Origin of the sequence: Arthrobacter sp. NPDC058130 (genome assembly GCF_042884475.1) — a bacterium.
GTDB lineage: Bacteria > Actinomycetota > Actinomycetes > Actinomycetales > Micrococcaceae > Arthrobacter.
Map to the genome: position 1 here is coordinate 92,526 of NZ_JBHVTV010000010.1, position 19,488 is coordinate 112,013.

At 66.1% G+C, this 19,488-nt stretch carries 15 protein-coding genes and 1 pseudogene; 13 read left to right on the plus strand and 3 right to left on the minus strand.

The window, feature by feature from the left end:
- Positions 1–54 precede the first annotated feature (54 nt).
- Positions 55–657, plus strand: coding sequence for a 3-isopropylmalate dehydratase small subunit (leuD, locus tag ACFVTM_RS16535; protein ID WP_390204729.1), 603 nt, complete (start codon positions 55–57; stop codon positions 655–657).
- A 219-nt stretch (positions 658–876) separates the two neighbouring features.
- Here leuD and ACFVTM_RS16540 read toward each other — a convergent pair whose 3' ends face one another.
- Together ACFVTM_RS16540 and ACFVTM_RS16545 are read right to left on the minus strand one after the other, a co-directional pair.
- Complete coding sequence (locus ACFVTM_RS16540; RefSeq protein WP_390204731.1) at positions 877–2,550, minus strand: HNH endonuclease; 1,674 nt, start codon at positions 2,548–2,550, stop codon at positions 877–879.
- Between the two features lie 286 nt (positions 2,551–2,836).
- On the minus strand, positions 2,837–3,871 hold the full coding sequence (locus ACFVTM_RS16545) for an Lrp/AsnC family transcriptional regulator (RefSeq protein ID WP_390204732.1): 1,035 nt from the start codon (positions 3,869–3,871) through the stop codon (positions 2,837–2,839).
- Positions 3,872–3,998: 127 nt separating this feature from the next.
- On the opposite strand from ACFVTM_RS16545, the gene ACFVTM_RS16550 reads away from it, so the two are divergent.
- The 6 genes and pseudogenes from ACFVTM_RS16550 to ACFVTM_RS16575 all read left to right on the plus strand — a co-directional run bounded on the left by ACFVTM_RS16550 (position 3,999) and on the right by ACFVTM_RS16575 (position 11,292).
- Positions 3,999–5,420 carry an MFS transporter gene (locus tag ACFVTM_RS16550; protein ID WP_390204733.1) on the plus strand — a complete coding sequence of 474 codons (1,422 nt, stop codon included), beginning with the start codon at positions 3,999–4,001 and terminating at the stop codon, positions 5,418–5,420.
- 8 nt (positions 5,421–5,428) lie between these two features.
- Positions 5,429–6,616 (plus strand): amidohydrolase, encoded by a 1,188-nt coding sequence (locus ACFVTM_RS16555; RefSeq protein ID WP_390204734.1) that lies wholly within the window; start codon positions 5,429–5,431, stop codon positions 6,614–6,616.
- Between the two features lie 177 nt (positions 6,617–6,793).
- Positions 6,794–8,119 carry a UDP-N-acetylglucosamine 1-carboxyvinyltransferase gene (gene murA / locus ACFVTM_RS16560; protein WP_028278332.1) on the plus strand — a complete coding sequence of 442 codons (1,326 nt, stop codon included), beginning with the start codon at positions 6,794–6,796 and terminating at the stop codon, positions 8,117–8,119.
- A 10-nt stretch (positions 8,120–8,129) separates the two neighbouring features.
- Positions 8,130–8,867 (plus strand): annotated as a pseudogene (locus ACFVTM_RS16565) (lysophospholipid acyltransferase family protein); the annotation flags it as partial.
- 224 nt (positions 8,868–9,091) lie between these two features.
- Positions 9,092–10,144: an NAD(P)H-dependent glycerol-3-phosphate dehydrogenase gene (locus ACFVTM_RS16570; RefSeq protein ID WP_390204736.1), complete on the plus strand. Its 1,053-nt coding sequence runs from the start codon at positions 9,092–9,094 to the stop codon at positions 10,142–10,144.
- A gap of 17 nt (positions 10,145–10,161) precedes the next feature.
- Entirely contained in the window at positions 10,162–11,292 is a 1,131-nt protein-coding gene (locus ACFVTM_RS16575; protein WP_390204738.1) for a D-alanine--D-alanine ligase family protein, read from the plus strand.
- A gap of 136 nt (positions 11,293–11,428) precedes the next feature.
- Here the strand turns inward: ACFVTM_RS16575 and ACFVTM_RS16580 are convergent, their stop codons facing one another.
- The gene (locus ACFVTM_RS16580; RefSeq protein ID WP_390204739.1) at positions 11,429–11,929 is read right to left on the minus strand and encodes a DUF3515 family protein; all 501 of its coding nucleotides are present in this window, start codon (positions 11,927–11,929) and stop codon (positions 11,429–11,431) included.
- Between the two features lie 457 nt (positions 11,930–12,386).
- Here ACFVTM_RS16580 and ACFVTM_RS16585 point away from each other — a divergent pair, with 457 nt between their 5' ends.
- The 6 genes from ACFVTM_RS16585 to ACFVTM_RS16610 are packed head-to-tail and all read left to right on the plus strand — an operon-like array spanning position 12,387 to position 19,484.
- Positions 12,387–12,776: a hypothetical protein gene (locus tag ACFVTM_RS16585; protein ID WP_390204741.1), complete on the plus strand. Its 390-nt coding sequence runs from the start codon at positions 12,387–12,389 to the stop codon at positions 12,774–12,776.
- A gap of 23 nt (positions 12,777–12,799) precedes the next feature.
- On the plus strand, positions 12,800–14,041 hold the full coding sequence (locus ACFVTM_RS16590; protein ID WP_390204742.1) for a glycosyltransferase family 4 protein: 1,242 nt from the start codon (positions 12,800–12,802) through the stop codon (positions 14,039–14,041).
- Entirely contained in the window at positions 14,038–15,774 is a 1,737-nt protein-coding gene (locus ACFVTM_RS16595; protein ID WP_390204743.1) for a glycosyltransferase family 4 protein, read from the plus strand. The genes ACFVTM_RS16590 and ACFVTM_RS16595 overlap by 4 nt, the downstream gene beginning before the upstream one ends.
- Entirely contained in the window at positions 15,714–16,682 is a 969-nt protein-coding gene (locus ACFVTM_RS16600; protein WP_390204744.1) for an ABC transporter permease, read from the plus strand. The genes ACFVTM_RS16595 and ACFVTM_RS16600 overlap by 61 nt, the downstream gene beginning before the upstream one ends.
- Positions 16,669–17,559, plus strand: coding sequence for an ABC transporter ATP-binding protein (locus tag ACFVTM_RS16605; protein ID WP_390204746.1), 891 nt, complete (start codon positions 16,669–16,671; stop codon positions 17,557–17,559). The genes ACFVTM_RS16600 and ACFVTM_RS16605 overlap by 14 nt, the downstream gene beginning before the upstream one ends.
- 2 nt (positions 17,560–17,561) lie before the next feature.
- Positions 17,562–19,484: a glycosyltransferase gene (locus ACFVTM_RS16610; protein ID WP_390204748.1), complete on the plus strand. Its 1,923-nt coding sequence runs from the start codon at positions 17,562–17,564 to the stop codon at positions 19,482–19,484.
- The last annotated feature ends 4 nt before the right edge of the window (positions 19,485–19,488 follow it).

The following is a 19,488-nucleotide window of genomic DNA, read 5'->3' on the forward strand; positions in this document are numbered from 1 at the left end:
CTCACTTAGCTCGATCCACTTAGCTCCGATCCATACAGTCCCGAAGGATCCGCCATGGAAAAGTTCACCACCCACACCGGAATCGGTGTCCCGCTGCGCCAGAGCAACGTCGACACGGACCAGATCATCCCCGCCGTGTACCTCAAGCGCATCACGCGCACCGGCTTTGAGGACGCGCTCTTCGCCGCCTGGCGCAAAGACCCGTCCTTCATCCTGAACCAGGCGCCGTTCAACGCGGGGTCCGTTCTGGTGGCAGGCCCCGACTTCGGCACCGGCTCGTCCCGCGAGCATGCCGTCTGGGCGCTGAAGGACTACGGCTTCAAGGCGGTCCTGTCCTCCCGCTTTGCCGACATCTTCCGCGGCAACTCCGGCAAACAGGGCCTGCTCGCCGCCGAGGTCGCCCAGGATGACATTGAGCTCATCTGGAAGGAGCTTGAGAACGCCCCCGGCACCGAGGTTACGGTGGACCTCGTGTCCAAGACCGTGCAGTGCGGCAACATTGTGGCTCCGTTCGAGATTGACGATTACACACGGTGGCGCCTCCTGGAAGGCCTGGATGACATCGGGCTGACGCTGCAGCACGAATCCGACATCACGGCGTACGAGGCCACCCGGCCCTCCTTCAAGCCCAAGACGCTGCCCGCCCGGTTGTCCTGAGGCTCCCTCCCAGGGCTACCAGCCTGGGGTAACGGGGCGAGAACCGAGAACCCCGGGCCCCTTGGGCTTCGGTCTTTGGCGTACTTATGACGTGCCGCCGTCGAGTTGAAAGACTCGACGGCGGCACTCGCTTTTTTGCGGGTCTGGTGCTCGCAGCTCTCATGGGCTGGCCCTCCAACACGAAGTTCACCCGTCCTATGCCACCGCAGCCGCAGGCCGTTAACCGAGCTTGAGTGCCTTCGCCCGATGCCGGAGCAGGCTCCGGTATCGGGATTCGGGGAGGCCCGTCCCTCGGGGAAACGGTGCCAACAGGCTTGCCGCGGACAGCGCGTTCCCCACCGGGAGAATGCCGGAACGCGCGCCAGCTGCAAGCGGTGTTCCGGGCAGGGGCGGGGCGGTGGATTTGTAGGTGTGGCCGGTGGGGGTGGTGAGTTCGATGGCGTGCCTACCCGTGCCGGTTCCGCTGGCCGACCCTGGTGTGGTGACGGGGCGTGCGGTCCAGCCGGGGGCTTCCTTGGTGTGGTTGCAGGCTTCGCAGAGTCCGGCGCCGTTGCTCTGGGTGGTTTGGCCGCCGTGGTGCCAGGGGGTGATGTGGTCCAGGTGGCGGATCGGCGCGTCGCAGTATGGGGTGCGGCAGGTGTCATCCCGGGCCTGGATGAAGCGGCGGAGCCCGGGCGGGAAGATCCGGGCGCGGGAGTCCATCGCGACGAGCTCCCCGCTGCCGGGGTGGGTGTAGAGCCGTCGGAGCCAGACTTTGTACGCGGTGTCATCGGCGGGAGCTCCGCCCATGTCACCGGGTCTCTCTGGACGCCCGGCACCCGGGCAATCACCGGCTGCGCCGCCGGGTCTATGCGGACTCGCGGGCCCCGGGCATCCGTCGGCGGTGGCGCCCGGCGCACTGGCAGGGTCGGGGTTGGGGCCTTTGATGAGGGTGCGGGCCCAGCCGGCGGGGACGGTGCCGTAGCCCGGGAGCCGGGCGGGTTCGGAGTCGGCCTGGAGGAGGCTCCGGTCGGTGATGACGACCTGGATCTCGACCCCGGTGATCCCGCCCGGGGTGCCGGTGGCGCGTTCGACCAGGGTGTCGGCCATCAGCTGCCCCCGGCCCCTCGGGTCGCCGGCGTTGCGGAGGGTCTCGGCGTGCCGGGCCAGGGCGGTGTAGACGGCGACGCCCTGGGCGACCGGGAGCAGGGCGCTGAGCCGGCACATGGTGTCCGGGGCCGGGCGGAGGCTGACGTGCCGGTCGGTGGCGGCGTGCGCGGCGCGCTGGGTGACGGTGCGGGGGTCGAGCCGGTACGCGGCGGCCCGGGCGGTGGCCACCAGGGACCGGTCGCCTACGCCGTCGAACGTGCCGGTGTCGGCGGCGAGCTGTTCGTCGACGGCGGCCCGGTCCGCCGCGGCCAGGCCCGCGGTCTCGCGCACCAGCAGGGTGGCGCGCCATTCGTTCAACATCCCGGTTTCCAGGGCGGTAAGGGCGTGCGGCATCTCGGTCACGAGCGCTTTGGCCAGGCCGAGGAGCCGGCCGCCTTTGGCGGGGGATTCGCGCCGGGCGAGGGCGATCTGCGCGCCGATCCCGGCGCCGAGATCCTTGGCGGGCATGCCGGCGTCGGCCTGGGCGCGGCGCTGGAGCAGGTCGAACTCCACGGCCAGGCGGGCCTGTTCAGCCGCCGCCGCCGATTTCACGTCCTCCAGCACCCGGATCCGGTCGATGATCCAGGCAGCGTCCGCAGACGCGGGGACGGCGGCAGACACGGCGGGGACGGCGGTGTCGGCCGTGAAGGACCGGCCGACACGGCGCGCCGCCGCCGGCCCGGAAGCAGCAGCGCGTCCGGCGGCACTGAAGCGAGTGTCGCCGTGTCCTGCCGGAACCACTTCGGGCCCCTGATTGCCGTCCATGAATCAAGTGTCCCTGCGACCTACGACATTTTTGGGTGCAGAGTCCCGAGGCCCGGTAATTGCCTTGCGGAAACCTAAATGCCCTGCAGATAATGGCCTGCAGATGCCGTTGGCCGTGGGCACGGCTGCCCTGTACGTGGTACTGAAGCCGCGCATCCTGCCTGGTACTCGGACGGTGAGGTCATCACATGTGTGGCCATCGGCGTCAGTATTGTTGCGCCTCAGACTTAGGCGCCGGGCGCGCCGCGCCGTCCGACGCCGCAGGCCCTACCTTTTGACGCCCCCATCAGGAATCATCGTGGCGACGCAAGGCGTGAGCCGAGTCCTCCCGCCACAGGGGCAGGGGGACTACACCCCGGCTGCGCCCCGACTCATCCAACAGATGTCCGAGCCGTTTGTAGGTGCGCACCACAGCCTGCCGGGTGATCACCGTGCTTCCCGGCGCCCGGGCTGCCAGTTCCCGCTCGTGCCCTTGGACTTCGAGATAGTCGCGGACCCAGAGGGTCACCAAGAGGTTCTGGGTACCCAGAACCTGTGCGCTCAAGCGGCAACTTGGCAGTCCGGCGAAGTATCGGCCAATGGAGTCCACATGGGTCGCAGGAACGTTGAGACTCAGGCTCACCTCCCGCAGGCCCTGCTGGCCGGCGACGGAAGTATCGCACCTCATCGTCATGTAGCCGGACGCCAGAAACCGTTCCACCCGCCGTCGGGCCGTCTGGGGCGACACCCCGGAGGCAGCGCCCAGCTCTGCCCAACTGGCCCGCCCATCGCGAGCGAGCTCCTCCAGCAGGGCGGCGTCAAGCCGGTCAGGGGCGTAGGCGGGTGGTGGCGGGGCGGACTCCTTCGCCATGAGCCGCGCCCGAGCTGGTTCCAGTGTCCCGCTGCGCCACTCCGAGGCCTGCCGATAAAGCTGCGTGACGAAGACGACCTCCCTGCGCGTCAGACCCGGCAGGTCCGCGAAAGCGCCCGTGACAATCGCCATAAGTTCTTCATGGCTTGAAGCGAAGCAGTCCACGAACAAGTCGTGAGCTCCTGACACCAGGGATACCGTCCCAAAGGCGGGTTCTGCGCAGAGCCGCTGGATGAGGGCCTCGTGCTCGCCCGGCACCGAGGACAGAAAGACAAACGCGGACCAGCCGGCACTGAGGTACCGCGGCCCTGGAGACGGGGTGATCCACGCGAGTCCCTGTTCCGCGAGCGCGTTCCAGCGTCGGGCGACGGTGGGTCCGGAGAGGCCGAGGACGTCCCCCACTCGAGCCCAGTCGGCCCTCGGGTTGATCTGCAGGGCATTTACGATTTCGAGATCCAATTCGGAGATCATGGCTGATTGTTTCAGATTTTTCGATGCATTGGTGTTTTAGATCAATATCGGGGCCAGGGATGGTGCCGAGGATAACGTTGTGACTCGCATCACCCCAGGCGAAGCGCCCCGAATCCCAAGGAAGAACATGACAAGCAAAACAGCCCCACCGACGACGGCGGCCGTCACCCGCCGGGCAATCACCGGCATGGTCGTGGCGATGGCCGTGATCGAATCGCTCAGCGGCGTCACCCAGGGGTACTTGAACCCCATCCTGCCCGCCCTCGGGCCGGTCTTGTCGATCGATGATCCGACCATCAACGGTATCTTCCTGATCTCCAACGTCAGTTTCGCCGTGCTCACGCCCATCATCGCCCGGCTCGGAGACAATTACGGCTACCGGCTGGTGCTCCGCTGCTCAACAGCGGTAGTCGCTGCGGGAGTTCTCATGATGGCACTGTGGCCGTCCCTGGCGACCGTGACCGTGGGCGTCGTGCTGCTCACCTGCGTCGTGGGCTTCATCCCGCTGATGATGGGAATCCTGCGGGTCAGCAGCCCAGCTCACACCCGTACCGGGGTCAGCGTGATGATAGGCATGCTCATGATCATGGTCGGCGCAGGCGGACTGTTGGCGGGGATTGTGGGGGTCAGCGATCCCACGCTCGGCTTCTGGGTGGCGGTTCCGTTCGCCGTCGCGGCCCTTGTATGTTCGTTCCTGCTGCCCGACGCCGGAACTCCCACCCGAGAGGGCATTGCCCTGGTGCCCCTGCTGGCCTGTTCCGTCGGCCTGATCGGCTTTGTCGTCGCCCTTTCGATGGGGCCGGACTGGGGCTGGCTCGATGCGCGGACGCTCGGATCCGGTCTGGTTGGACTCGTACTGCTGGCTTTCTGGGCCCTGACAGACGCCCGGAGCTCAGAGCGCGGCAAAAGGTTCGTGGATCTGCGCATGCTTGCGAACCCGCGTATCCGCGCAGTCTCGCTGGCCACCTTTTTCTTCGGCTTCGCGTCCATCAGCTACTTCGGAACCAATGGCATTTTCCTGCACGCCAACCCGGACAAGACCGGCTATGGATTTGCTCTCAGCCCACTCATGATTGCCATTGTCCTTGCCGCCGCATCCGTACTCTCATTCGTGTCGTCGTTGTTGACCGCACGGGCCCTCAAGGTGTTCGGCGAGCGTGCCACGCTGGTCTTCGCGGGCTTGCTGCTGGCCGGTGGTTTTGTGGCGATGATCGCGGCGCACGCCTCCCTGACCGGGTACTGTGTCGGGTTCGCCATGTTCAACCTGAGCCTTGGCATGTACCAGGCCGGGACCCGCTCGCTGTCTGTCGAGGGTGTGGCACTGGAGGAAACCTCGACGGCGGCAGGAGTCAACGAGCTGGCCCTCTCGGTCGGCATTGCGGTGGGCGCCGCCGTCGTCAAGCTCCTCTCGTCGTCGTCAGCGGAGTCCGGGCGCATCACTGAGGGCGGCCTCCTATCCATCTGGGGAGCGCTCGCAGTGGCTGCATTGATCGCTGCGGCGGCCTCCGCACGCTACCCGAAGCGTCAGCCAGCGGAGGTCCTCCCGTGAGCCCGGCAATGCTGACACAGGCAGGCCTTGCCCCTGCCTGCGGGGATGGGATCCACGGCCGCATCTCCGCGGCATTGGAGCGCTGGCAGCCCAAGATTCTTCGTCTGAGCCATGCGATCCACGCCGATCCGGAACTCAGCGGCGAAGAGTTCCGGGCCGCCAAACGGGCCGCCGTGCTGTTGCGGGCCGCCGGCTTCAGTTTTGACGGCCCCCAGCCTGCATTTCCGACCGCTTTCAGTGCCCGGTACGGAAGCGGTGAGCTGGTGGTTGCCCTCTGCGTCGAATACGACGCCCTGCCGGCCATTGGACATGCCTGCGGACACAATGTGAACGCCGCCAGTGCCGTGGGGGCGGCGCTGGCACTGGCCGCCGTGGCGGACGACCTCGGCATCACCGTCAAGGTGCTCGGCACCCCCGCCGAGGAGACGACAGGGGGCAAAGTGGATCTCATCGAGGAGGGCTTCTTCGACGACGTGGCTCTGGCGATGATGGCCCATGCCGGCGCCGAGGACGTCATCGGCGGTTCATCCTTGGCCATGTGCATGTGGGATGTGCTGTATGAGGGGCGGCCGGCACACGCTGCGGCGGCACCGGCGGGAGGGATCAACGCGCTGGACGCACTGGTGGTCGCGCAAACGGCGATTGCCCTGGCCCGGCAGCAGCTTCCGCCAGGCTCCATCGTGTCGCTGATCGTCACGGAAGGCGGGAGCGCCGTCAACGTTATCCCTGAGCGGGCGCGGGCCAGCGTGGAAATGCGCTCGCCGAGCATTGCGACGCTCCGGGTGATCGAGGAAAAAGTGCGGCGCTGCCTCGAGGCCGGTGCCCTTGCCAGTGCCGCCACGGTTACGGTCACACCTGCCGGTAACGCGTACGCCGAGCTGCGGCAGGACAGTTTCCTCTCCGAGGCCTACCGCGCGGCGATGGCCGTCCGGGGGAGGGACGTCACTTCCGACGCCAAGCCGGTGGCTTCCACGGACATGGGCAACGTCTCTCAGCTGGTGCCGAGCATCCACCCGCTACTCGGCTACGACGTGGGCGGCGCAGCCCACCACACAGCGGAGTTCGCCGCCTACGGGTCATCCGCTTCTGCAGACCGGGCGGTGCTGGACGGTGCGTTTGGTCTGGCCGTGGCGGCCTGTACAGCGGCGGAAGATCCACAGCAGCGTGCCCGCCTGCTCGGCGGCAGCCCTCGCTGACACCGCGGTCCGTGCGGCGCCACATGCCGCGCCGCACGGGCCCGTATATCCGCCCAGGCAAACCCAACACGAGGCCAGTCGAACCGCTCTGTATTTCAGATCGGTAACGGATGCTCCTATGCTTAGCTGGAGCCTTTGTAAGGATTTGGGGGCGAGTAGTCGTGAGGAAACCGGTATATGAGTAGTGTTCTGACAATCCGCGGAGGCGTCCCGCTAACTGGCCGCGTCACCGTTCGCGGGGCCAAGAATCTTGTCCCCAAGGCCATGGTTGCCGCCCTTCTGGGCAACGAACCGTCGGTGTTGCGCAACGTGCCTGAAATAAAGGACGTCGAGGTTGTCACAAGCCTGCTCCAGCTCCACGGCGTCAGGGTCGACAAGGACCCCGTCACCGGCGACCTGACTCTTGACCCGAAGGGCGCCAAGACCGCCTCCAGCACGGCCATCGATGCCCACGCCGGCGATTCGCGTATCCCGATCCTGCTGTGCGGGCCACTGATCCACGCCATCGGCGAGGCCTTCATCCCGGACCTGGGCGGCTGCAAGATCGGCGACCGTCCGATCGACTACCACCTGAATGTCCTGCGCCAGTTCGGCGCCGTCGTGGAAAAGCGCCCCGGCGGCATCCACATCTCCGCGCCGAACGGGCTCAAGGGCGCCAAGATTGCCCTGCCGTACCCGTCCGTCGGCGCCACTGAGCAGGTCCTGCTGAGCGCCACCCGCGCCGAAGGCATCACCGAGCTCTCCGGCGCGGCCACCGAGCCGGAAATCGTGGACCTCATCGCGGTGCTGCAGAAGATGGGCGCGATCATCAGCGTCCAGACTGACCGCACCATCCGCATCGAAGGTGTCCGGGACCTCGGCGGGTACAACCACCGTGCCCTCTCGGACCGCAATGAATCGGCCTCCTGGGCTTCTGCCGCCCTGGTCACACGCGGCGACATCTTTGTCGAAGGCGCCACGCAGCGCGACATGATGACGTTCCTGAACACCTACCGCAAGGTCGGCGGCGGAATGGACATCGGCGACGACGGCATCCGCTTCTACCACCGCGGCGGCAAGCTCAACCCGCTGGTCCTCGAAACGGATGTGCACCCCGGCTTCATGACGGACTGGCAGCAGCCCCTCATCGTCGCACTGACCCAGGCCGAGGGCGTTTCGATCGTCCACGAGACCGTTTATGAGAACCGGTTTGGCTTCACCGACGCGCTGATCCGCATGGGTGCCAACATCCAGGTCCACCGCGAGTGCCTCGGCAGCGTGCCGTGCCGCTTCGGCCAGCGCAACTTCCTGCACTCCGCCGTCATCTCCGGACCGGCGCAGCTCAAGGGCACCGACATTGATGTCCCGGACCTGCGCGGCGGGTTCAGCCACCTCATTGCCGCGCTGGCCGCCACCGGCACCTCGCGCGTCACGGGAATCGACATCATCAACCGCGGCTACGAGCGCTTCACCGAGAAGCTCGCGGGCCTGGGCGCCGATTTCGACATCACGTCAGCCAAGTAGCGGGGGCCTGGTGAAGGAATCGGCCAAGAGCCACGCCACGTTTGTGGCAGTCGCCGGGATCGTCCGGCCGCTGATGAACCTGTTGATGAACAAGAAGTGGGAAGGCCTCGAGAAACTCCCCGCCGGGGGCTTCATCGCCGTGCCCAACCACTGCACGGAGATCGACCCCCTGGTGGTGGGGCACATGCTCTATAACCAGAAGCGGATGCCGCACTTCCTTGCTAAGGCCGGCCTGTTCAAGGTGCCTGTTGTGGGCGCGGTCCTGCGGTCCACCAAGCAGATCCCGGTGGAACGCTCGACGACGGGGGCGAACCGTTCGCTGCAGCTCGCCAAGGAGATCGTGAACGAAGGCGGGGCAATCGTCATCTACCCCGAGGGAACCCTGACCCGGGACCCGGGGCTGTGGCCGATGAAGGGTCACACCGGTGCCGCGCGCATGGCGCTGGAGAGTGGCATTCCCGTGGTGCCCATGGCCCATTGGGGCGCCCAAGAGGTCTTCCCGCGGTATGCGAAGCGTCTCTACGTCTTCCCCCGCAAGACCTCCCGCCTGGTGGTGGGGGATCCCGTGGACCTGAGCGCCTTTGCAGGCCGCCCGCGGGACAAGGCGACGCTCACGGCGGCCACGAATGTCATCATGGACGCCATTACGGCCCTCCTGGCGGAGCTGCGTGGCGAACAGCCGCCCGCGCAGCGCTGGGATCCGGCCGCGCACAACCAGTCCACGCACGGCCGTATGGTCGAGCTGGGCAAAACGCCGGGCACTGCCACCATTGCCGGCGCTGACGCCGGCGCAGGTAACGACGCCGGCGCTGACGCCGCGCCGGAGGCGGCCGCCGGCACCAAGACGGACAGCAACTCCAGCACAGCCGAAGGCACCGGCACAGGCCCCAGCGCCGACCTGGGCGCCGGCAAGAACACGGGCACGACTGCAGACACGAGCGCCGCCACGGGAACTGACCCGGACGGCGTCGCGTGACGGCGGCCAGCGGCGGATCCGATTCCGCCACCACCGTGGCCGTCCTGGGAGCAGGCTCCTGGGGCACGACCTTCGCCAAGGTCGTCGCCGACGCCGCCACCGCCTCCGGGGTCGAACGAAACATCCGCCTCTGGGGCCGGCGCCCGGAAGTCGTGGCGCAGATCAACACCCTGCACCGCAATGAGCAGTACCTGAAGGGGATCACGCTTCCCTCCAGCATCACCGCGTCCACAGACGTCGCGGAGGTCCTGGCCGGCGCGGAAGTGGTCATCCTGGCCGTTCCGGCGCAAACCCTGCGGCCCCAACTGCAGGCCTGGAAGCAGCATTTGGCGCCCGGCGCCGTCGTCGTTTCCCTGATGAAGGGCCTCGAACTGCACACCGATGCCCGCATGAGCGAGGTCATCTGCGAGGAACTTGAGCTGCCCGCCAACCGGGTGGCCGTGGTGTCAGGCCCCAACCTGGCCATGGAGATCGCCCGGGAAGAGCCGACGGCCTCCGTCGTGGCCTGCACGGATCCGGTCACGGCTGGCTGGATCGCCCGCAGCTGCACCGCGCCCTACTTCCGCCCGTACACCACGAACGATGTGGTCGGCGTCGAAATTGGCGGGATCGTCAAGAACGTCATCGCCCTGGCCGTGGGAATCTGCGAGGGCAAGCAGATGGGGGACAACACCAAGGCCTCCGTCATCACCCGGGGCCTGGCCGAGACGTCCCGGTTGACGCTCGCCCTGGGTGGGGAGGCCCGGACCATGGCGGGACTCGCCGGACTGGGTGACCTCGTGGCCACGTGCTCCTCCCCGCTGTCCCGAAACCACACGGCCGGCAGGCTGCTCGGCAAGGGGCTGACCCTCGAGCAGGTCACCGCCGAAATGAAGCAAACGGCTGAAGGCATCAAGTCCAGCCAGGCGGTTCACGAACTCGCCGGCAAGCTTAGCGTCGACATGCCCATCACGGCAGCGGTCGTCGCTGTATTGGCCGGAAAATTGTCCGTAGACGAACTGGGTCCGCTGCTGCTGTCCCGGGACCTGAAACCCGAAGGCGATTACTGAGCGTGTCAGAGAACAACATGAGCACTGAAGGCCGTACGGGCCAGTCCAAACCCCGCGTGGCGGTGCTGTTCGGCGGCCGTTCCAGCGAGCACGCCGTCAGCTGCGTGACAGCCGCCGGCGTCCTGGGCGCCATCGACAAGGACAAGTACGACGTCATCCCCATCGGAATCGCCAGGACCGGCCAGTGGGTTTTGGCGTCCGGCGCCACGAGCGAGTGGTCGCTCTCGGCGTCGTCGCTGCCTGAAGTGGCGCCGTCGGCACAGACCGTGGCACTGGCCGAGATCGGCGGCGAGCACCAGCTGATCGTCGCCTCCCCGAACACTGTCCCGCAGGAGCTCGGCGCAGTGGACGTCGTCTTTCCGCTGCTGCACGGGCCGTTCGGCGAAGACGGCACCATCCAGGGACTCCTGGAACTGTCTGACACCCGCTACGTGGGTGCCGGTGTGCTCGCGTCCGCGGTCGGCATGGACAAGCACTTCATGAAAGTGGTCTTTGAGTCGGCCGGGCTCCGCGTGGGACCGTACATCGCCGTGACCGACCGCCAGTGGCGCAATGATCCGGAGTCCGTGCGCAAGCGCGTGGACCAGCTGGGCTTCCCGGTGTTCGTGAAGCCGGCCCGGGCGGGCTCTTCCATGGGCATCTCCAAGGTGGATTCCCTCGGGGGCCTGGACGCCGCAATCGCGGCGGCCCGCGAGCACGATCCCAAGCTGGTCATCGAGGCCGGCATCACGGGACGCGAAATTGAATGCGCCGTGCTGGAGGGCAGGGGAACCGATGCTCCCCGGACATCCATGCCGGGCGAGATTTCCGTGGCCGGCGGCGGGCACGAGTTCTATGACTTCAACGCCAAATACGTGGACGACGCCGCCGCGCTCAGCTGCCCGGCCGACCTCCCCGAGGAAGCGATCACCCGGGTCCGGGAACTGGCCGCCGTCGCCTTCGACGCCGTCGGCGGAGAGGGACTGAGCAGGGTCGACTTCTTCTACACGCCTGAGGGCGAACTGATCATCAACGAGATCAACACGATGCCCGGGTTTACGCCCAAGAGCATGTACCCGCAGATGTGGAAGGCCTCAGGCCTGGGGTATGCGGAGCTGATCGACGAGCTGATCCACCTCGCACTGCACCGCAAGACCGGCCTGCGCTAGTCCCCACCGGCACCCTAACCTCGCTCCGCTTCGGTCAGGGAACCCTGCCGGCGGGGGCCCACCCACCGGCACCCTAACCTCGCTCCGCTTCGGCCAGGGAACCCTGCCGGCGTGGGCCCACTCGCGGGCGCCAGGCCTATTTACTGGACGGCAGGTTCTGGAGGTCTTCCTGGCCTACGCAGTTACGGGTTGCCGGGATCTTCTGCGCGGCGTTGGCGAGGTCTGCCAGGACGGTGGCCGAACTGATCTTGTCCGGATCCATCAGGATCTCCGTGGCCGGTTCGCGGCCGAACGTCGTCAGCGTCCACACCGGATTGCCCTCCTTGATGACCCAGTCGACGCCGTTCACGCTTACGCAGCGGTCCGTGGTGGGTCCCGGTACATTGACCCCGCAGCGAAGGATCACCGCGGATGGATCGCCCCACGCCGCCGTGGCCTGGGCATTCGTCTTGCGCAGCTTGGCATCGCCGATTGCGTCCGGAAGGGCCAACATCATGGGCGCGCAGGCCGCGTTCGCGGCATCCTTCGCGGGTGTTACGTCCACCACCGGCGAGCATGACGTCATAGTCAGGCCGGTCGCGGCGGTCGCCGCAACCAAGGCAATGCGGGCGGAAATACGGCGGCTGAACGGGAGCATTCATCCAGCCTAACCCGGTCCGCGTGGCGCTCTGGCCACACTTTCGGGAGTGCGGGTAGCATCACAATGAACAGCCTGACTCTTACCTTCGAGTAGACTGGGACCTCGTGCATCACTGGGGCTCTGCCGACAAGGACGTTAGTGTTGGCCGCATAACGCACACCTGATTCAATCTCGCACTGTGGGGGAGGGACTGTCGATGACGTCGTGCAGCCGAAAGAAGTCCATACGGACCGGGCTGGGAGCACTGCTCCTGGCCGCTTCAGTGATGGGCACGGCAACAGCCGCCAGCGCCGATGACTTGGTGATCCCTAGCCCGTTGGCGACGGCGATTTCACCCTCCCCGACGCCTGCCGAACCGGGGCCAGCCCCTACGCCGACTACGCCGGCCGAACCCGTCTTCACTCCGCCTCCGGTGGAAACCCCGCCGCCGGCCGTTGAGACACCGCCCGCGCCGGTGGCAACCATCCCGGCGCCCGTGGTCCCGCCGGTAGCGCCGCCCGTTGTGGCTCCCGTAGTCCCGGCCCCAGTCGTCGAAACACCGCCGGTCGTGGCCCCCGTGGTCCCGGCGCCCGTGGAACCCGTGCAGGAAACCCCGTCTGAGACGCCGACCCCCTCGCCCACTCCGACGCCGGCGCCCTCCACAGCCCCCGCCGTCATCGCAACGCCCACCGAACCTCCCGTGATGGTGAAGTCAGAGGTCCAGGCTGCAGTTGCCGTAGCTACCGGCAGCCCCTTGGCCGTCCAGGCCATCACCGTGCTGGTCCTGCTGGGCCTGGGCTTTGCCTACTTCCGGTTCATCGGCTCCAAAAAAGCCACCGGCGTTCCCCGCACCGGTAAGTCCTGACCTCCATGCAGGATGAAGCCCTCGTGGAGTCAACTGCGCCGAAGTCCGTGAGAGACAAACTGCAGATCACGCTCATCACGCACTCCTACTGGCCTGAACAGAGTCCTCCGCAGCGGCGCTGGACCGCCATGATCAAGGAGTTCGCCCACTCCGGCTGGGGCGTCGACGTCGTGACTCCGGTGGCGCACTATCCTTTCGGCCGGCGGGCCCTCCCGCGTTGGATGGCCGGCAGGCCGTTTCGCCTCCGCAACGGCCAGTTCACCGAAAAGATCCTCCACGTCCCGTACCTGCGCCACGGCAACTCCAGGGCGGCGCGGTTGTTGGACCAGTGTTTTTCGGCCGTGTTGTCGATTCCCGCCGGAATGATGGTCCGCAAGCCCGACCTCGTTATTGTCACCGCCCCCGGCCTTCCCTCCCTTGCTGCCGGCTATGCCGTCGCCAGGTTGCGACATGTCCCCCTCATCGTTGAAATGCGCGATGCCTGGCCAGACCTGGCCCGCGACGCCCGCCTGGTCCAGGGCAGCGTCAAGAGCGTAGTGGAGCATGTGGTGGACTTCGTCCAGCACCGGGCGGACCTCGTAGTCACAGTGACCGAAGGATTCGCCGCCACGCTGCGCTCGCGTGGGGTCCGCAACGTGGCGACGGTCAGCAACGGTGTGCACCTGGACGCCATTCCCGTGGTGGGGCCGCCCGAACCGGTCCGGGACGTCTTCGAAGCCCTGTACCTGGGCAACCACGGCGAGAGCCAAAAGCTCGACGTCGCCATCCGCGCGAGTGCCCTCGTGGGCGACTCGATGCACCTGCACATGGTGGGCCACGGCACCCAGCGGCCGGCCCTGGAGAAGCTGGCCCGTGAGCTGAATGCTCCTGTCACCTTCCACCCGCCCCTGACCGGTGACGCCATGCTGGAACGCTACACATCGGCGGACACCTGCATCGTCTCCTTGCGCGACGACTGGAAGTCCTTCGAGACCACCGTGCCGTCCAAGACCTATGAGGTACTGGCGGTCGGCCGGCACATCACCGCTGTGGTGAAGGGGGAAGCCGCACGCATCGTCACTGACGCCGCGGCCGGCGACATCGTGGCGAGTGACCCGGAGGAACTGGCCACCTTGTGGCGCGAGCTGGCAGCGGACCGCGGGCGCCTGGTCCGCAACGGCGACAGCCGCCAGTGGGTCAAAGCGCACGCCGAATACGACCAACTCGCCGGCCGCTACATGGAACTCATCACCGAACTGCTCGCGGAAACCAGCCTTCGTCGATGATGCAACTGATCAACAACGTCCGGCTGGCCCAAAGCGTCGTGCGCCAGCACCTGACGGACGATCCCGTCATCCTGTTCCTGCAGCTTTCGCGCAGGCTGCCCTCGGCGGTGCTTCCGCTCGCCAAGCGCCTCTGCCAGCTGGCTCCGAAGAACTCCACGTCCGCGGCCGTGTTGTTCGCGGCACTCGCCGCCGGTGACGACGCCGACGTCGAACGTCGCCTCCGCATCGCCGCCGACGGATCCGTCGAGGGGGACAAGGCGCGTCGCCTGGCCGACGTCGCCCTCGCGGCAAACCTCCCCGCGGTCTCGGATGCCTTCCTTGCCAAGGCGGGCACCGCACGGCACGCGAAGCAGGCCCGGGCACGGCGCCTGTGGTACGACGGCGACGTCAGCGAAGCCGTTGCAGCACTCGACGGCTCGGGCCCTGCAGGGCAGCGGCAGCGGGCCCGCCTCGCGGCCGAAGCGGCGATCCTGGCCGATGCATCGCTGTCGCTGGAGCGCCGGCCCTATGCACCGGTTCCCGGCCGGATCCTTCATCTGCTGACCAACTCCCTGCCGCACACCGCCAGCGGCTACGCCCAGCGGTCCCACTCCACCCTGCTGGCGCAGCGGGCGGCCGGATGGGACGTTTTGGCGGTCACGAGGATCGGCTATCCCGTGCAAGTCGGGAAGCTCCTCGCCAAGACCACCGACACAGTGGACGGCATCCGGTACCAGCGGCTCCTGCCCGCCAAGATGGCCCAGACCATAGACGCCCGGCTGCAGCAGCAGGCGGACGAACTGCTCGCCGTGGCCCTGGATTTCAAACCCAGCGTGCTGCACACCACCACGCACTACGTCAACGGACTCGTGGTGCGGGCCGTGGCCGAGGCCCTCGGGATACCCTGGGTCTACGAAGTCCGCGGCCAATTGGCTGACACCTGGGCCTCTACCCGTGGATCCGGGGCGCGCAGCAGCGAGAAGTACAGGCTTTTTCAGAACCGGGAAACGGAAGTCATGCAGGCCGCCGACCTCGTTCTGACCCTCGGGACGGCCATGAAGGCCAATATCGTCGCTGCTGGAATTCCGGCCAGCAAAGTCTTGATTGCCCCGAATGCCGTTGGCGGAAATTTCCTCGCCGAGCCTCTGGATAAGGCCAGCGCCCGGCGCGAACTCGGTCTCGCAGAAGACGCGCAATTTATTGGCACCGTGAGCAGCTTGGTACCCTATGAAGGGATCGAGGACCTCCTGGCCGCATTTGTGCGGCTTGCGGGAGACCTCCCTCGGCTCCGTCTCCTGATCGTGGGCGACGGGTCCTCCATGCCATCGCTGCAGATTCAGGCGCAGCGCAGCGGGTATGCAGACCGGATTATCTTCACCGGCCGCGTGCCCCGGAGCCGGACGGCACTGTACCATCAAGCGCTGGATGTTTTCGTTGTCCCGCGCAAGGACTTGGAGGTGACTCGTTCCGTGACGCCCCTCAAACCTGTGGAGGCCATGGCTTGCGCCCGGCCCGTGGTGGCCAGCGACCTGCCGGCCCTGGCGGAAATCGTCGAGGACCGGGTGACAGGTCTCCTGGCGGAGGCGGGGGATCCTGACTCGTTCGCGGGCGCGGTCCGGGAGCTGCTCACGGACCCGTCGCTCGCAGCAAGGTTTGGGGCGGCGGGCAGGGAGCGTGTGTTGCAGGACAGAACGTGGGCCGCCAACGCGGTTGCCCTGGCAAGAGAGTTGGAAATGCTGGGAGTAACTATCTGATGAGCATCAAAGAGCAGGCCCAGGCGGAGGAGATCCACGCGGAAGAGACCAAGACGCCCACCGTCTCGGTGCCCGTGAACCTTGTCCGCTTGAGCAAGGTGGGGCAGCGGCCCGATTTCCTGGACTATCTGGTCCAGCTGTGGGACCGCAGAAGCTTCATCTTCTTCGACGCCCGGGCGCGGGTGCAGAGCGGCCAAGACAAGAACCATCTGGGGATAGCCTGGCTGGTTTTGACGCCCGTACTGAGCGGCCTGAGTTTCTACTTGATTTTCGGTGTGTTCCTGGGCACCAGCAAAGGCATCGACAACTTCATCGGCTATCTGATCATTGGCGTCTTCACCTTTTCGATGACCACCCGGTCCATCCTGGGCGGGGCGAAATCCCTTACCAGCAACACGTCCATGATCCGGGCCTTTCAATTTCCCCGTGCATCTCTGCCCATCGCCCTGAACGTGCGCGAACTGCTTTCCAACATTCCCGTCACGATCGTAATGCTGCTGTTCATTATCTTCACGGCGCCGGCCGAGGAGATCACGTGGCGGTGGTTGCTGATCATTCCGGCCATCCTGCTGCAATTCCTGTTCAATTTGGGAATCGGCATGTTGCTGGCTCCCGTGCTTCTCAGGATCCCGGACCTAAGCCACTTGCTCTCATTTATTATCCGTTTCCTGATGTATGCCTCGGCGGTCTTCTTTGCCGAGGACCGCTTCGGGAAGTATCCGGTTATGCGCACCATCATGGACTTCAACCCGGTGTTCCAAGTCATCAAGATCATCCGCGACTCGGTTCTGTACGACACCACACCGTCTTGGCGGTCCTGGGCTGTCTTGAGCCTGTGGGCGTTGGGATCGGTGGCCGCCGGGCTCTTTATCTTCTGGCGCGGAGAGGAAAGCTATGGACGTGTCTGAGATAACAAACGGCCACATCAACGAGCCGACAGTAGTGGTGGACGACATTTCGGTCGTCTACCGGACCAAAAACAAAACCGAAGGAAGGACCAACGCCCGGACCTCCGTTCTGAAGAACCTCCGCGGGCTCCGCCGCGGCGAAAGCACCGTGCGCACAAAGGCGTTAAGCAAGATTTCCTTCGTGGCGAACCAGGGCGATTCCATCGGCATCATCGGCCGCAACGGTTCCGGCAAGAGCACCCTGATGAAGGTCCTAGCCGGGCTGATCATCCCCGATACCGGCAATGTCTATGCCTCGAGCACCCCCATCCTGCTCGGCGTCAACGCGGCCCTGATCAGCTCCATCTCGGGTGCGCAGAACATCCGGCTCGGCTGCCTGGCCATGGGCATGAGCCACGCCGAAATCGATGCGAAGTTCGATGACATTGTGGAGATGTCCGGCCTGGAGCACGAGGTCTACCACCCGATGAACTCCTATTCCTCGGGCATGGGTGCGCGCCTGCGGTTTGCCATTGCCGCGGCGGTGGATCCGGAAATCCTCCTCATCGACGAGGCCCTCAACACCGGCGACGCCCAGTTTAAGGAACGCTCCAAGAAGCGGATGGAGACGGTCACGAACCAGGCTGGAACGGTGTTTGTGGTCAGCCACAGCCTGGGAACCATTACGTCCATGTGCAACCGCGCCATCTGGATCGACAAAGGCGACTTCATCATGGACGGCACCCCGGACGAAGTTGCCAAGCAATACCGCGACTTCATTTGGCGCATGAACGAGGGCAACGCCGACTACGGCCGCAAGATCCGTGCGGAGTTGATGGCGAGCCTGCCCGAAATGCGGACCACCCTGCTGCCCAATGGCTGGAAGCGGTCCCGGTAACGATGAGTTTTCGAGACAGGGCGGCCTACTGGCGCCGCGCGCTGTGGCACGCCCGCCAGGGCGGCATGGGACAGGTCAAAAGCTATCTGCACCGCAGCACGGCCGAGCGCGATGAGGCCAGCCTGGCCGGGGTCCGCGGCGCAGAAGGCGCCTGGCGCGGCTTGGGCCGCGGCCGGCACCTGATCTTCCGGGAAGCGGCCGTTGGCATTGCCGAGCCGCGTAATCCGCAACTGCGCGTGGGCATCATCATGGATGACTTCTCCGCGGCGGCGTTCTCCGCGGAGTGGTCGGTCGTGGCGCTCAGGCCGGACAGCTGGGAACAGCAACTGCGCGACGAACCGCTGGACTTCGTCGTCGTCGAATCCGCCTGGGCGGGCAACGCCGGGCTCTGGCGGGGCAAGATCACCGGCCCTGCCGGCCCTTCGGCGGTCTTCCGCGAACTCGTTGACGGATGCCGGGCAGCCGGGCTTCCTGCGATCTTCTGGAACAAGGAAGACCCGCCCCACTACGAGGACTTCCTGCCCGCCGCGAAACTGTTTGACCACGTCTTCACGACCGACGCCAACATGCTTCCCCGCTACCGGGCGGACCTGGGCCACAACCGGATTTCCGTGCTGCCCTTTGCCGCGCAGCCCCGCATCCACAACCCGGCCCGGCCCCGGCACGGCTGGCACGCCCGCGAGATCGCCTTCGCGGGAATGTACTTCGCGCATAAGTACGAGGACCGCCGGCGGCAGATGGAGTACCTTCTGGGCGCTGCCGTGGACGCGACTGCGGGCAAACGCCCCGGCTTTGAAATCTTTTCGCGGCAACTCGGCAGGCAGCCGCAGTATCAGTTCCCCGGAATCCTCAAGAAGCACGTCGTGGGGTCCCTGTCCTACAAGCAGATGCTCACCGCGTACAAGGCCTACAAGGTCTTCCTCAACGTCAACTCCGTCACGGACTCGCCCTCGATGTGCGCCCGGCGGATCTTCGAGATCACCGCTGCCGGCTCCTGTGTTGTCTCCACACCGAGTGCTGCCATTACGGAATTCTTCCCCGGCAACGAAATTCCCACGGCAGAGCACCGCGACGACGCCGCGCACCTGCTGAGGGCGCTGACCGCCAACCCTGACTATGCCCAGCGCCTGGTCCACAAGGCCCAGCGCAGGATCTGGTCAGAGCACACCTTCAGCCACCGGGCACAGTCCATCGCGGCGGCGGCGCGTCCCGCGTTGGCTGCCCAGGCGCCCAAGGCCCAGGTGTCGGTCCTGGTTTCAAGTTTCCGCCCGCAGCAACTGGACCACGTCATTGCTGGCGTGGCTGCCCAGCAGGGCGTGGACGTCCAGCTTGTCTACCTGGCCCACGGCTTTGAGATTGACGAAACCGCATTCCGTCGAAAGTGCCTGGAAGCCGGGATTCCCGACGTCGTGGTTCTGCAGGAACCGCAGGAGACCCTGCTGGGGGAGTGCCTCAATGCCCTCGTGGCACGGGCAGACGGCGGGTTTGCCACCAAATGGGACGACGACGATATCTACAGCCCGCTGTACCTGGGTGACCAGGTCCACGCCATGATGTACTCCGAGGCCGAGGTAGTGGGAAAGCGGGCGCATTACATGCACCTTGCCGGGGCTGGTGCTACGATCCTTCGCAACCCTCAATTGGAACACCGTTACGTGGAAGCAGTCTCCGGACCCACGATTTTCGCCTCCACGGACACCTTCAGGCGCTTTCCATTCCAGCAGCTGCAACGTGGAGAGGACTCGCGCTTCCTCAGCGACGTCATTGAGGCAGGCGCCCGGATCTACTCGGCGGACCGCTTCAATTACTGCCAAATGCGCGGCGCCAACGTGTCCTCGCACACCTGGCCCATCACCAATGAAGAGCTTCTGGCTACTTCAAAGATTCAGTTCTTCGGCTCGCCCGAAGACCACATTTTAGTTTAGGGAG